Here is a 12,583-nt window from a genome sequence, read left to right as displayed (position 1 = left end):
CGTCAAAACCCGTACTGATCGTCGCCCCAGCGACGCAGCACCTGGTAATCATGTTCGGGCAGCACGATCAGCCCCGCCTCGGCCGCCTCGAGCACGCGCTCCATCTGCCCGCTCAGGATCAGGTTGCCGTGCAGACCGTAGAAATACCAGGCGAAGCGATGGCCGATGCGCTCGTCGAACTGCATCAGCTTCCCGTACAGGCTGTACACGTCCAGCTTCGCGGTGTTCTTCAGCGCCGCGATCTTGCGCGTGTGAGTCCAGCGCGGTATGAAGTCCATCTCCCGGCCGATACGTGGATCGGTGTTGTCCTGGGTGATGAAAACCCACCGCTGACAAATGCGCTCGCCCGCCTGGCCGGCGCTTGACGCAGCCCAGTCGTCGAAGAAGCGGCGGCCGCGCCATTGTTGGTTGTCGTAGCCCGGCGTGAGCTCGCGCACACTGACCACCCGCGATTCGCCCGTGTCGAGGTTCCGCTCGACCAACTGCCGATCGCCGTCGCGCTGCCGGCGCTCGTTATAAGTCGTCTCGGCGAGCGCCGCAAAGTGCTTCATGTCGATCACCGCCTCGAGCCGATAGCGCGGCGAGCCGAGCGTGCGCCGCTCGAACCGTTCGACCGGCATGTCGTGCCAGCCGGAGCGCAATTCATGCACATCCGGCGAGCGCCACGGCGTGCTGCGCGGAAACACCTCGCGCTCGACGAATTCCTGTTCTTCCCAGATTTCGAGCTGCACGAAATTGTCCTGGTCACCGCCGCGGTCGAATACGAAGTAGTGCAACAGCGGCTGGACGTCGACCAGTAGATAGCCGGAATCCCGGTGCGCGAGCAACACGTCCTCCACCGAGCCGCCGTGCACGTCGAGCTGGCCGTCGATCCACGCGTGATAGTCGGCTGCGATCTCGCGGCCGTCGGCATCGATCACGCGGGCGGGCCGTTCAGAGAACTCGTCGCGTGTGACCGCGTAGCGCGCGCCGCGATAGTCGGTGCGGGTCGCAAACGTCGTCAGCAGCGCGGCGTGCTTCGACGTGACCGGGGTCGCCGCGACGATCGTCGCGAGCACGTCGGTCTGCAGTTCGTATTCCTTGCGCATCGCAGGGTTCCTATTAGACATGGGTTTGAATACGAGTCAGGCCATCAGCCGGACGAGCGCATCCCTGGCACTTCGGACTGCATCTGCCGCGGCGGGATGTTGAGCGATGCGATGTCCAGGCAGATCAGCACGGCGAGTCGCTTGCAATCGGCCAAATAGGCCGCCTCATCTGCCCCGTGGAAGTCTCTGGCGAGCACCTTCCACATCGACAACACGCCAAGCGCCGCGCGCCATGCGCTCGCCGCGCGGCTCCGGTCATTCGCCACACGATGTGCTTCGGCGATCGCAAGGTACTCGACCATCTCCTGCTCGGCACGCGCGGTGATTCGTTCGTAGGTCAGTTTTGACATGACGGGATCTCCTGATCGTTTCAGCGCCTCGGCGCGCGCTGCTCGAGGTGGATCACGTTCGACCGCGCGAAGGTCACGCGCTCGCCGATGAAGAAGCCGCGGTATTCCTCCCCGGCGCCGGCAGCACCGACGAACTCGGTGACGATCGCGCCGTAGCTGTCCTCGTCGACCAAGCCGTCGTGCACCCGATCCAGGCACACCGTCGCGCGCAGTAGCGGGCCGTCGACCGGCTGTAGCTCAACCACGTCGCCGCGCTCGATCGTCCTGCGCTTGACGTCGCGGTCAGGATTCCAGTCCCGCTCGAAGTCCTCGTGGCGCTCAAAATCGCTCGGATAGCGATAGCCCCACGACCGGCGCAGCAGCAACCACGCGGCGATCGGCATCGGCGCCTGGCCGGCCTCCCAGCGCTGGACCTGGCGCTCCTTCACGCCGAGCAGCGCGGCCGCCTGCGCCTGGGTGCGCCGGCCGCGCTGCCGCATCGCCCTGATCTCGTCGGGCGTCGGCCCGCCGTCGTACGGCGCGACTTCGAGCGTCACACCGCCGTCCCACTCCAGCGTGACCGGCTCGTAGCACTTCGCGCAGGTGGCGGCCGCGCCGTCGTAGCTGTCGTCCGGGTGATGGACCTCGCCGCGTTGGCCGCAGGCTCGGCAGCGATACACGTACAGCACGGACATGATGCCTCCTGAACAGAACCCGTCTTAAAGACGTATAAACCAGCATAGCACGTCTTAAAGACGTGTCAAGCCACTTTGATAAACCGCCCTTTCGGGTATTCGTGCATTAAACGCAATGCCGATAAGGGGAGTTATCGGCATTGACGGCACGCCATAAAAACCCGGCCGCAGCCGGGTTCGGCGTCGTTCAGGACCGCAGGATCAGGTACGCGGCCATGAACGGCAGGTTCGCCGCGGCGATCGCCGCCAGCGGGTGAACCAGCCCGTAGCTGGCCGGCCACAGCGCCGACAGCCCGCGGTCAACGGCCGCCAGCGCGATCAGCGCCCCTCCGGCCGCTACGCCCCTGCCCCACCCGCTTTCCTCGAACTGCCATGCTGTCACGTTCATTGCCGAGATCCTCTGCATTCACCCGGTGGATTCCATCGTGCCGGCCACTCACGCAGCGGGCTCACCGTCCGGCAGTTCGGGATCCGGCAGGAACGACACCTGGCCGGGCGGGATGACAAAGCTCGGCAACCAGTCGTCCAGGGCCGTACACACGCGCTCGTAGGCCGCGTCGAGCCCGGAACCCTCCGGTGCGTTCGGCGCGTCCGGAAACAGGCGCCGGCCGGTCTCGATCATGTCGTCGCAGGGGAAGCCGTACCGCCCCTTCTGCAGCATGGTCCACAGCGCGTCGTAGCGCTCGGCCTCGAGGGACATCAGGCCGACCGACATCGCATCCGCGATCCGGAATTTCATGTAGCCGATGCACCACTCGAGGAACATCTGCTGGACAGCCGTCATCGGCGTTGTCACTTCGCCATCTCCTTCGCCACGCCCACGTATCGCAGAACGGCGATCGGCATACCTGGTTCGCCCGGCGGTCGGCCGGCGCTCAGTGCTCGCCCCGGGACGCGTAGACCGTGCACACAATGCACGCGGCGAACGTTACTCCCGCCGGTACGCTCCAGCCGAGCGCGAGGCACCCGACAGTCAATGAAAAGGCAAAAACCGCCGCACCGCCGAATCCGTTCATCCCCGCTCCTATTCTGTTCTCAGGCGCGCTGTCGTGCGTCGGTGGCGCCCATCGTACCGCCGGCGGCCGCCACGCCGCGTTACGTCGCCGGCCGCAGCCAGTTTTCGACCGGCAGCCCCGCGATACGGGTGAATTCAGCCGTGTTGTCCGTGACCAGCACGGCGTCGACGGCCAGCGCATGCGCGGCGATCAGCATGTCGTTGGCGTCGATCAACTGGCCTTGCTTCTCGAGCTCGGCCCGCAACCGCCCGTAGCAGCGGTCCGCGTCCGGTTGCAGCGGCAACACGGTCAGGCTTGCGAGCAGCTGCTCGACGCGCTGCGCGAGCGTTGACGAGCCACGCTTCCAGACGCCGAACCGCAATTCCGCGGCCACGATGATCGAGGTGCACACTTGTTCGGGCGGCGTTTCTCCAATCCGGGTGGCGCATGCGCCGCGCGGGTCGCGGATCACGTTCGACAAAATGTTGGTATCGAGCAGGTACAGCGTCATTCGATATCGACCGGTTCAGGCGGAAGGTCCTCGATGTCCGGGAAGATCTCGTCCAGCGGGGTCCATTGGGCGAACAGCTCGCGCAAGGGCGCGGCCTCTACGGGCTCAATGATCAAGCGGCGACCTTCCCGGTGGATGGTGACCTCCGACACCGGCAGTTCGAATTCGCGCGGGATCCGCACGGCCTGGCTCCGCCCGTTGCGGAACAGGCGCGCGTGGCGGGTGTCATGGTTTGGCATCGGGGTAGCTCCAATTCAAACAGAATGGCATATGCCACAGCATATACAAACCGACGCGAGTTCGCAACGCGCTCAGCGCACCGATTGATCGGTCTTACTGCTTGGAGGGCAATCTCTTGCTGCTGTGGGGGCGTTTCGGCGCGCGCGGGTCTTCGCGAGTCACGCTCCGTGCAGGCTTGTCGGCGCGCCGCCCACGAAACGACGGATGACGCAACTGTCCGGTCGGCGTCCACTCGAGAAACGCTACTTCGGCAACGAGTTCCGGCTTCAGCCAGTGGAACTCGCGATCGGCTTCGGGTTCCGGCGCGCGGACGAACGGCGAGCGCTTGCGGCCTAAGGATGCAAGGCGGTCTTCGAATTCCCGTGCCTGGCGGGGCGCGAAGCGCGGCGCGACGTGCCCGACGTACCGCAGTTGTCCGCCCTCCTCGTACACGCCGAGCAGAACCGCTCGCACGCCCCCGGCGGCGCCCTTACGGCGCGAAAATCCCCCAATGACGAACTCCTGGCGTTTACTGCATTTGAGTTTGATCCAGCGGTCCGTTCTTCCCGAGCGATACGGCGCGTCCACCCGCTTGCCCATGATTCCCTCTAGACCAAGGGCACACGCCGAGGCCAGCATGGCGTCGGGGTCGGCATCGACCGCCTCAGAGAAGCGCACCTCGTTGCCGAGAATATCGGCAACGAGCTTCGTTAGCGTGGCTCGGCGTTCACGCCACCTCCACGGCCGGAGATCATTGTTGTTAAGCCACATCAGGTCGAAGACGACAAGCGAAATCCCTGCAGTTCGACGTCTATCAAACGCATTCTGCAGGCCGTTGAAGTTTGGCCGCCCTTCTGTATCGAACCAGACGGCCTCCGCGTCAAGCCACGCACGGTCGACCGGCAATCGTTCAAGGACGGACCTCAGGTGCGGTAGTCGGGCGGTCCAGTCGTGGCCGTTCCTAGTGAAGATTCGAACGTCACCAGCGTCGATACGCGCGAGCATCCGGTAGCCGTCGAATTTGATCTCATATCCCCACTCTCCCGACGTTGGAGGTTCTGCAGCAAGCACGGCCAGCGACGGCTCGATGAATTCCGGCATGCGTTCATTTTTGGCTACTGGCGTCCGGGCACGGATGCCGAGCTCACTTGTCCACCGCCCCATATGCCCTCCTCGCTTTGCAGGTATGCGGGCAATCTATATGCCTGTTGCATGGGGCGCCTGACTAGGCCAGGCCGATCTTGGCTCGAGCCAAGATCGAGCCGTCCAGAGGGTGAATGAACTGTTCTGGATCGGCGGGAATCGTAGCCACCCCAATCTCAGTGAGTTGCTTCCGCGAATCTTGGCTCGAGCCAAAACTATTTAAAAGTGTGGTTCATGGCGAATCATCCAACATGGGATCTCCGATCTTGGCTCGGGCCAAGTCGGTAGCATTTTCGCTCCGAATCGTTGTTACTTGACCACATTTTGTAAAGATCACAAAAAAATATAGTTATTTGATTGACTTATTTTGACTGAGGAATAAAACTCCGAGCGTTGAAACAAACACTTTCCAGTGGAGGTGAAATGGTCATCACGATTGGGGCGGAAAAAGGAGGTGTTGCTAAAACGCGGTTAGCAACGCACATAGCAGCCCTGGCTGCCGCGGAAGACGTGGATGTCGTTCTTCTGGATACTGATAAACAGGGCTCTGCGATGAGTTGGTCGCGAATCCGAAATGAGGAGGGCGTTACACCAGCCATTCCAGTGCTCGCTCTCCCGGCTAATCCGGCCCGGGAACTCGCAAACCTCGCCAACAAGTACACCCTCGTCGTGGTGGACATCGGCGCGCAGAACTATCGGACGATGCTTGAATGTGCACTGTTATCCGATCTCGTGCTGGTCCCTTGTGGGCCAGATCAACAAGAAGTGGAGTCGACCTTGAATGTCTTCGCGACCCTTAAAGAAATGGGGCCGCGGCATGAAAGCGGTGAGATCCCCGCGTACGTTGTGCTCACTCGGGTGTCGCCGGTTGAAGGATCGAAGGCGACTGCGGAATTGCGGGCATATTTGAAAAGCGAAGACATTCGACTTTTCGAATCACAGATTCCGCAGAGAGAAGCTTGGCGTGCGACGGGCAAGACTGGCCGGGCCGTTCATGAGCTGAAGGGCCGTGATCGATCGAAGAAGGCGATCGACGAGATGGAGGCGGTCTATCGGGAAATCATCGAACGGATCAACGGTACGGAGGTCAAGTAATGGCTACTTTTAAGAAAAAATCAGTAGCGGTCGAGCGAGTCGCGGCGGTGGAGGATGCCGCTTCGTTGGCTCCCATTGTGGGCGATCCCCGCATGGCGCCGCCGGTGGCAACTATCTCGCAGCTTCGGGGAGGCGAAGTTGGCTCGAGCCAAGAGCCTACCAGATATGAGATCGGGCAAACGTATGAAGTTCCGATTGGCAAAATTAAATCAAATTCTGTCAATCCGAGAGCCATCTATACAGCTTCTGCTGTATCAGAGATGGCGGAGTCGCTAGCGGCGCGGGGGCAAGGCCAGTCGGCGAGTGCGTATGTCGATGAAGTGGGGGACATCGTGCTCATTGACGGAGAGAGGCGCCTTCGCGGGGCTCGAACGGCCGGGCTCCCGACGTTGCGGGTGGAGATTCGTCCGAAACCAGCGAGTGAGCGGGAACTGTATGAAGAAGCACGCGCTGCCAACGTGGAGCGTAAGGATCAAAGCCCGCTCGATGACGCGCTCAAATGGAAAGAGCTGCTTTCGCGGAAGATTTATCCGACACAAGTGGCTCTGGCCAAAGCGCTCAATCTCGGGGAAGACCATGTGAGTCGGACTCTGTCGCTCGCTCAATTGCCGAGCAAGATCGTTCAAGCCGCCGCCGAGTATCCGGAACTTCTCTCTCTCAAAATGCTGAACGCAATTCGAGAGTTCTGGGAAGTGAAAGGGGAAGAAGAGACCCTCGAATTGATCTTCGATGCTGCTAAGACCGGGATCGGGTACCGCGATGTCGCCGCTCGCAGAAAGGCTGCGGCAAAAGGGACGGTTAAGCGGCCGCGGTCTACGCGCGAGCAACTGTCCTTCCGTGGAGCGAAGGGGGAGTTCAAGTCGTTCGAGGAAGATGGCCGGATCGAGTTGAAGCTGAAGGGTTTGGCGCCGGACGTCGCGGCAGAGATCACCGAAAAGATCTTGGCTCTCTTTCCGAAGGAATAGCGCGACTGTTAGACCGTGAAGGGAGTTGGGGTCGATATCGGGGTGTCCCCTGGATGACGCTGGAGAACATTGCTCACGTGACCGAGCAAAAACGACTATCGGTTATGCAGCGATGGAAGCCAGCGTCGCCTAGTCGTTTGGACTCGTCTCTGGAGCGATGGAGGGTGACGTTCTTCCAGCGATGCTCTATATGCGGCGGGCATCTGCGTGAGAGTGTGTACTCACCTTGTAGCGCTGCCGCTTGACGGTATTGTCTCGTTCTTCCAGCGATGCTGATAGGGCGGGGGTCGTCTCTCCAGCGATGGTCGAGAGGACTACTTTCTCCAGCATTGTCGTTCTTCCAGCGATGGTTTGCCGCTCCGACGCGACTCTGTTGGCGCGGAGGTATCGTGCTTACAACGATGGATCGGTCGATTAGAAAAAGATTAAAAGAAGATTAGGCTCTGTGGACAACAGAGGTAGGCGATTGATTACAAAGGTGTTTTTTGTAAGGCTCGCTCGCTGGAAGAACGATAGTGCCATCGCTGGCGATACGAGTGGTGCCTCGCTGGAGGCACGATTGACCTCGTTGCAGGCACGATAGGGGCTTCACGCTGGAGGAACGAGGAACATCGCTGCAGTGACGAATGCACCGTGATACCTCGCTGGAGGCACGATAGTCCCGTAGTTTTTTTGTTGAACCATCGCTGGAGAGACGAGACAAGGGTCTTGATGGCGAAATTCACGTACTTATACTTCTCGCATGGCAAATTCCATCGTCGACCAGGTGAAAGCGATCGCAGCCCGCGCTAGCAGCGCGGGTGTGGAAACGCAATCCCATCCGACACAGATTCCACTGTGGCCGGCGAACGTTCGTGGGATGCCAAACGCGCTCGCGCGCTCGGCACTGTTCAACGTGAACAAATCGAATGCGCCGCGTAGCCGAATGGAGAAGGCGCTGATCGCTAGCGTTGATGGCGTCGAAATTTCGTTTAGCGGGGAAGAGCTTAGACAGGACGACGCGGACGTCTTTCTTGAAGTGCTTCACCTGGCCCGTGATACTCAGCTGAACGAGAAGGTGGAATTCACAGGCTACAGCGTGTTGAAGTCGCTTGGCTGGGGCACGTCGGTAAAGTGTTACGACAGGCTCGTGACAACGCTGGAGCGGTTGCAAGCGGGGCAAGTTAAGGTTCGCTTCACGGGCAACAAAAAGGGGTTTGTCGGGTCGTTGATCCGTAAATTCCTGTGGAAGGAAGGCACCGAGACGGGAACTGACGGCAAGACGCGGTGGGTGGCGTACGTCGAACCGGAAATCGTCGCGCTTTTCTCTGACGACGACTACACGCGGCTGGCGCGTGAGCAGCGTCAGCGGCTGCGATATGAGTTGTCAAAATGGTTGCATACGTACTACCACACCCATGCAGTGCCTTTCGCGCATTCCGTACGTTTCCTTCATCGTCAATGCGGTTCGCAGACGAAAGAGTTGTTCCACTTTCGCGCGAACTTGAAGAAGGCGCTCGACGAACTCGTGAAAGAGGGCTTCTTGGTCAGCTGGACGATTGACAAGAACGACCTGGTGCATGTCGTGCGTGCGTCGTCGCGTGGCGCGATTGCGGCCTGAAAATGAGGCGGTGTTCGCCGGCCAACGACGCGCCTTGTAGTTTGGTGATGATCGACTAGCAAAACTCCCGCGACGTCGTCGGCAGGGCACCGAGCAATTCGGTCCTGTCGACGAGCTTGCTAGCGATCGGGTGACACACTTTCCCTTCGGCGTGCCAAACGCCGTACACGGCCAGCAACGCGGCGCCGAGCGCCTCCTTCCGAAACTTCTCCAGCAGTCCGGAAGAGGGTCACGTTGACCTGGCCCGCCTCGTCCTCGAGCGTCATGAAGAGCACGCCGTTCGCCGTGCCCGGCCGCTGCCGTACCGTTACCAGTCCGTACGCACGCGCTGCCCGCTGCCCAGCGTTGCCAGCTGCTCGCTCGACTGCAGGGGTGTACCGAAATATGGTCAGGTTGGCGCGAAGCGTTCCAGCAACCATCTGCCAGCAGGGCCGGGCAAGCGATCAGTGAGATAGGTTGCCTGGAAAGGCATTAAACCTGCCGAAGGCCCTTCCAATACGATACGCACCAAGCGTCCTTCCTTCAGGTCTTCTTTGATAAGCCAGAGCGGCATGTGCCCCCATCCGAGTCCCGCGCGCAAGAAAGCGTGCTTCGCGCCGAGATCGGCGAGCCGCCAAATATTCTTTCCCTGCACTCCGAAGTCGACGCCGTGAGTCAGGGTAGAGCGGTCGGTGAGGACGAGTTGTGTTTCATTCAACAACTCCCGGAACACGATAGCGCCCCGTTTACCGGCTAGGGGCGATCCTGGGGCCACTACCGTGACCATTTCCTCGCTGAACAGCCGCTCGGCAGCAAGTCCAGGGGGAAGGAACGGCAGCGTCCCGGTTATACCGAGACTGCACTGACCATTGAGCACAAGTTCCGCCACCCGACCCAACGCCTCGACATGGAGCCTGAGCGGCGTGGACGGGAAGCGTTGCTTAAAGCTGCTCAAAGCATCGGTCAGGCATTGCTGCGGAAACATGACATCGACGACGATGGAGAGTTCGGGCTCTAGGCCGGCGGAGAAGCTTCGGGCCTTGGCCTTCAGGGCGTCGGCATCCAGCACGACGCGGCGCGCATCCACCAGCAGGTTCTCTCCGTGTGCCGTCAAGCGGGGGTAGCGGCCGACGCGTTCGAACAAGGTGACGCCGAGCTGCGCTTCCAAATTGGCAATGGTCTGGCTCACTACCGATTGCGCGCGGCTGATCGCTCGGCCCGCCGCCGAAAAACTGCCCTCGTCTGCTGCAGCGACGAAGGTACGCAAGTGATCGAGGGAAACACCGTCCAGCAATGTATCTTTTCCGTAGATGGTTTGTATCGAATAATATAGGCTTCTCAGGTGGATGGATAGACCCTACGCTGCATGGCAAAGGAGTCTTCCATGTCACAGAATATTTTTGTCATTGGCGCCTCAGGATTTGTGGGAAGCACCCTTGCAAGACATTTCGTTGCGCAAGGGCAAGAGGTGTCAGGGCTCGCGCGTTCCAGCCACGCAGAATCTGCTCTGCGGGCCGTCGGCGTCCAGCCCGTGCACGGAGATCTCGACACCGATCTCGCACCGGTACTGGCTGCAGCTTGCTCGGCTAACGTCATTGTCTATGCCGCCCAGGTCGCTTTTGAGCGCGAGCCGGCTGTTATCCGGAGGCTATGCGACGCGCTTGCCGGCAGCGCGAAGACTTTGATCTTTCTTTCAGGAAGCGGTGTCTTCATGCAGCGAACGGGCGGTGCGTGGAGCCCGGACAGCTTCGCGGAGGATGATTCCTTCGTGCCGGAGCCTTTGGCACTTCTCAGGGTCGAGGCGGAAGAAATCGTCCGCGCTGCCGCTCGGCGTGAGTTGCGCAGCATGGTGATCCGGCCACCGCTAATCTGGGGCCCGGGGGACAACGGCCCGGTAGCCCAAGTGTATCGCTCGGTCGCGCTCACAGGGGCGGCCTGCTACATCGGGTCCGGGCTTGCCGCCTATTCCAACGTGCACGGCGACGACCTGGCACGCCTGTTCTCACTGGCCATCGAACGCGGGCAACCCGGCGCGCTGTACCACGCTGCTGCCGGCGAAATTGCTTACGGATGGATTGCCGAAGCCGTGGCGCGTGACCTGGGCGTCAAGACGCGCAGCCTGTCGATGGACGAGGCCGTCAAAGTATTCGGCCCCTTCGGCGCACTGATTCACTCGGCGTGTAGCCGCTCACGCGATCCGCGAACTCGGGGTGAGCTGGGCTGGAAGCCTACCCGACTCGACCTTCTTTCCGAAATCGGTGAGCCGCGCCTGCGGGCGCTCGCGATTTCTTAACCCAACCAAGGAGCACATTCATGAAGACACATGACAACAAGATCGCCATCATCACTGGCGGCAAGCAGGGCATCGGTCGCGGCATCGCTAATCTTCTCGCACAACGCGGTGCTCAGGTGGTGATTGTTAATCGCGAGAAGGCCGACGAAGCCGCCATGGCGATCGGCCATGACGCCATTGCCATTGCAGCCGACGTGACGAGCGAAGACGGCTGGGCCGCAGTCGCCAGCCAAGTCGAACAGGCATTCGGGCGGGTCGACATCCTTGTCCATGCCGCAGGCATTTATCCCCTGGCGACACTCGACCAGATGACGCCTGCCGAATGGCGCCGCGTGATGGCGGTGAACCTCGATGCGCATGTGCTCGGCGCCCGTGCCATCGTGCCGCTAATGCGCAAGGCGGGCCGCGGTGCGATCGTCACGATCGGATCGGATGCTGTCGGCATGGTGACCCCGCCCGGTATGGGTTTCTCGCACTATTACGCATCCAAACTGGGCGCGATCGGCTTGGTACGTGCGCTCGCCAACGAACTGGCGGCCGACAACATTATCGTCAATGCGGTGCATCCCGGCATCACTGACACCGAAGGTGCCAGCGGCATGCCGAACGAGCAGAAGGCGCAAGTCTACATGCAGCAGGCCATCAAGCGACTCGGTACACCCGCTGACATCGCCGGCCCGGTGGCTTTCCTCACCAGTGACGATGCCCGCTTTGTCACGGGTCAGACGCTAGTGGTCGATGGTGGCTGGATGAGGCTATGACGGAAGAGGGGGAGCGGCCGGAAGAATACCGGATCGATTCTCGGTAGGGGCCACAGAGAGAGATCTCAACAAAATTCCCGCGATGTGGTCGGTAGGGCGCCGAGCAACTCAGTCCTGTCGACGAGCTTGCTCGCGATCAGGTGCCGCACTTTCCCCTCGGCCTGCCTAACACCGTAGACCGCGAGCAACGCGGCGCCGAGCGCCTCCTTCCGAAACTTCTCCAGCAGTCCAGGCCACAGGATCACGTTGACCTGGCCCGTCTCGTCTTCGAGCGTCAAGAACAGCACGCCGTTCGCCGTGCCCGGCCGCTGCCGTACCGTGACCACTCCGCACGCGCGCGCGAGCTGCCCGCTGCGCAGCGTTGCGAGCTGCTCGGCAGACTGCAGGTGATCCAGCGCGAGGCGATCGCGCAGCTGCGCCAGCGGGTGCCGGCCGAGCGTGAAGCCCATCGCGCGATAGTCCGTCACGATCTCGTGACCCTCCGATGCCCGAGGCAATGCCGGCACCGCGTCGTCACATTCGGTGCCGCGCAGCAGATCTCGATCAGGCACGGCGGGGGCAGCCAGCCAGAGCGCGTCGCGTCGGTTATCGCCGGCGAGCGAGCGAAGTGCGTTCGCACCCGCGAGCACCTGCAGGTCGTGCCGATCGAGCTGCGCACGGCGCGCGAGGTCCGCGACGTCGACGAACGGGCGCGCTGCGCGTGCGAGCTCGATGCGGCCGGCGACGTCCTCGCGCATGCCGCGCAACAGCGAGAAGCCGAGACGCACGGGCGCCGACGTTGTCGGCCCTTCGATCGCCGAATCCAATGTGCTCCCGTCGATGTCGACACGGGAGCACCGCAGCGCCGCGGTGTCTTGCGTCCTGCGGTAGCTGCGAGGATATGCGAGAACCAATCGAACGGCGTGGGCCC

The 12,583-nt window shown here is 61.7% G+C and carries 14 protein-coding genes and 1 pseudogene; 5 read left to right on the top strand and 10 right to left on the bottom strand.

All coding sequences use genetic code 11. The features are described 5' to 3' along the window. Window positions 1-2 precede the first annotated feature (2 nt). The 8 genes from LXE91_RS41895 to ligD form a co-directional block, all read right to left on the bottom strand. The gene (locus LXE91_RS41895) at window positions 3-1,088 is read right to left on the bottom strand and encodes a hypothetical protein (RefSeq protein ID WP_027813532.1); all 1,086 of its coding nucleotides are present in this window, start codon (window positions 1,086-1,088) and stop codon (window positions 3-5) included. Between the two features lie 44 nt (window positions 1,089-1,132). Beyond that, complete coding sequence (locus LXE91_RS41890; RefSeq protein ID WP_027813531.1) at window positions 1,133-1,438, bottom strand: hypothetical protein; 306 nt, start codon at window positions 1,436-1,438, stop codon at window positions 1,133-1,135. Between the two features lie 20 nt (window positions 1,439-1,458). Next, window positions 1,459-2,112, bottom strand: coding sequence for a helix-turn-helix domain-containing protein (locus tag LXE91_RS41885; protein ID WP_027813530.1), 654 nt, complete (start codon window positions 2,110-2,112; stop codon window positions 1,459-1,461). 187 nt (window positions 2,113-2,299) lie between these two features. Further along, window positions 2,300-2,500 (bottom strand): hypothetical protein, encoded by a 201-nt coding sequence (locus LXE91_RS41880; protein ID WP_034176085.1) that lies wholly within the window; start codon window positions 2,498-2,500, stop codon window positions 2,300-2,302. 48 nt (window positions 2,501-2,548) lie between these two features. Further along, window positions 2,549-2,908 (bottom strand): hypothetical protein, encoded by a 360-nt coding sequence (locus LXE91_RS41875; protein WP_223274427.1) that lies wholly within the window; start codon window positions 2,906-2,908, stop codon window positions 2,549-2,551. Between the two features lie 299 nt (window positions 2,909-3,207). Then, window positions 3,208-3,618, bottom strand: coding sequence for a type II toxin-antitoxin system VapC family toxin (locus LXE91_RS41870; RefSeq protein WP_027813527.1), 411 nt, complete (start codon window positions 3,616-3,618; stop codon window positions 3,208-3,210). Beyond that, window positions 3,615-3,857 carry an antitoxin gene (locus LXE91_RS41865; protein ID WP_027813526.1) on the bottom strand — a complete coding sequence of 81 codons (243 nt, stop codon included), beginning with the start codon at window positions 3,855-3,857 and terminating at the stop codon, window positions 3,615-3,617. Before LXE91_RS41865 ends, LXE91_RS41870 begins: the two co-directional genes overlap by 4 nt. A gap of 94 nt (window positions 3,858-3,951) precedes the next feature. Beyond that, window positions 3,952-4,938, bottom strand: coding sequence for a non-homologous end-joining DNA ligase (gene ligD, locus LXE91_RS41860; protein WP_223274426.1), 987 nt, complete (start codon window positions 4,936-4,938; stop codon window positions 3,952-3,954). A gap of 465 nt (window positions 4,939-5,403) precedes the next feature. Here ligD and LXE91_RS41855 point away from each other — a divergent pair, with 465 nt between their 5' ends. The 3 genes from LXE91_RS41855 to trfA all read left to right on the top strand — a co-directional run bounded on the left by LXE91_RS41855 (window position 5,404) and on the right by trfA (window position 8,640). Further along, a complete protein-coding gene (locus LXE91_RS41855) occupies window positions 5,404-6,075 on the top strand; it encodes a nucleotide-binding protein (RefSeq protein WP_027813524.1) in 672 nt (223 codons plus the stop codon). After that, window positions 6,075-7,040, top strand: coding sequence for a ParB/RepB/Spo0J family partition protein (locus LXE91_RS41850; protein ID WP_027813523.1), 966 nt, complete (start codon window positions 6,075-6,077; stop codon window positions 7,038-7,040). The genes LXE91_RS41855 and LXE91_RS41850 overlap by 1 nt, the downstream gene beginning before the upstream one ends. 742 nt (window positions 7,041-7,782) lie before the next feature. Then, window positions 7,783-8,640: a plasmid replication initiator TrfA gene (gene trfA, locus LXE91_RS41845; protein ID WP_027813522.1), complete on the top strand. Its 858-nt coding sequence runs from the start codon at window positions 7,783-7,785 to the stop codon at window positions 8,638-8,640. 388 nt (window positions 8,641-9,028) lie between these two features. Here trfA and LXE91_RS41835 read toward each other — a convergent pair whose 3' ends face one another. Next, window positions 9,029-9,913 carry a LysR family transcriptional regulator gene (locus tag LXE91_RS41835; protein ID WP_027813521.1) on the bottom strand — a complete coding sequence of 295 codons (885 nt, stop codon included), beginning with the start codon at window positions 9,911-9,913 and terminating at the stop codon, window positions 9,029-9,031. Between the two features lie 90 nt (window positions 9,914-10,003). Here LXE91_RS41835 and LXE91_RS41830 point away from each other — a divergent pair, with 90 nt between their 5' ends. Both LXE91_RS41830 and LXE91_RS41825 read left to right on the top strand, forming a co-directional pair. After that, entirely contained in the window at window positions 10,004-10,912 is a 909-nt protein-coding gene (locus LXE91_RS41830; RefSeq protein ID WP_027813520.1) for an NAD-dependent epimerase/dehydratase family protein, read from the top strand. 20 nt (window positions 10,913-10,932) lie between these two features. Next, window positions 10,933-11,673 carry an SDR family NAD(P)-dependent oxidoreductase gene (locus LXE91_RS41825; RefSeq protein WP_027813519.1) on the top strand — a complete coding sequence of 247 codons (741 nt, stop codon included), beginning with the start codon at window positions 10,933-10,935 and terminating at the stop codon, window positions 11,671-11,673. A gap of 65 nt (window positions 11,674-11,738) precedes the next feature. Here LXE91_RS41825 and LXE91_RS41820 read toward each other — a convergent pair. Then, window positions 11,739-12,555, bottom strand: a pseudogene (locus LXE91_RS41820) (helix-hairpin-helix domain-containing protein); the annotation flags it as partial. Between the last annotated feature and the right edge of the window lie 28 nt (window positions 12,556-12,583).

Source organism: Burkholderia contaminans (genome assembly GCF_029633825.1).
Classification (GTDB): Bacteria; Pseudomonadota; Gammaproteobacteria; order Burkholderiales; family Burkholderiaceae; genus Burkholderia; species Burkholderia contaminans.
Note: the sequence above shows the minus strand (reverse complement) of the source record. Positions and strands in the feature narration are given on the sequence as shown.

What these genes read in the sequence shown, in the direction of transcription:
- LXE91_RS41895 (WP_027813532.1), bottom strand. Translation starts at nt 1,088, where the DNA reads ATGCGCAAGGAATACGAACTGCAGACCGACGTGCTCGCGACGATCGTC.
- LXE91_RS41890 (WP_027813531.1), bottom strand. Translation starts at nt 1,438, where the DNA reads ATGTCAAAACTGACCTACGAACGAATCACCGCGCGTGCCGAGCAGGAG.
- LXE91_RS41885 (WP_027813530.1), bottom strand. Translation starts at nt 2,112, where the DNA reads ATGTCCGTGCTGTACGTGTATCGCTGCCGAGCCTGCGGCCAACGCGGC.
- LXE91_RS41880 (WP_034176085.1), bottom strand. Translation starts at nt 2,500, where the DNA reads ATGAACGTGACAGCATGGCAGTTCGAGGAAAGCGGGTGGGGCAGGGGC.
- LXE91_RS41870 (WP_027813527.1), bottom strand. Translation starts at nt 3,618, where the DNA reads ATGACGCTGTACCTGCTCGATACCAACATTTTGTCGAACGTGATCCGC.
- LXE91_RS41865 (WP_027813526.1), bottom strand. Translation starts at nt 3,857, where the DNA reads ATGCCAAACCATGACACCCGCCACGCGCGCCTGTTCCGCAACGGGCGG.
- ligD (WP_223274426.1), bottom strand. Translation starts at nt 4,938, where the DNA reads ATGCCGGAATTCATCGAGCCGTCGCTGGCCGTGCTTGCTGCAGAACCT.
- LXE91_RS41855 (WP_027813524.1), top strand. Translation starts at nt 5,404, where the DNA reads ATGGTCATCACGATTGGGGCGGAAAAAGGAGGTGTTGCTAAAACGCGG.
- LXE91_RS41850 (WP_027813523.1), top strand. Translation starts at nt 6,075, where the DNA reads ATGGCTACTTTTAAGAAAAAATCAGTAGCGGTCGAGCGAGTCGCGGCG.
- trfA (WP_027813522.1), top strand. Translation starts at nt 7,783, where the DNA reads ATGGCAAATTCCATCGTCGACCAGGTGAAAGCGATCGCAGCCCGCGCT.
- LXE91_RS41830 (WP_027813520.1), top strand. Translation starts at nt 10,004, where the DNA reads ATGTCACAGAATATTTTTGTCATTGGCGCCTCAGGATTTGTGGGAAGC.
- LXE91_RS41825 (WP_027813519.1), top strand. Translation starts at nt 10,933, where the DNA reads ATGAAGACACATGACAACAAGATCGCCATCATCACTGGCGGCAAGCAG.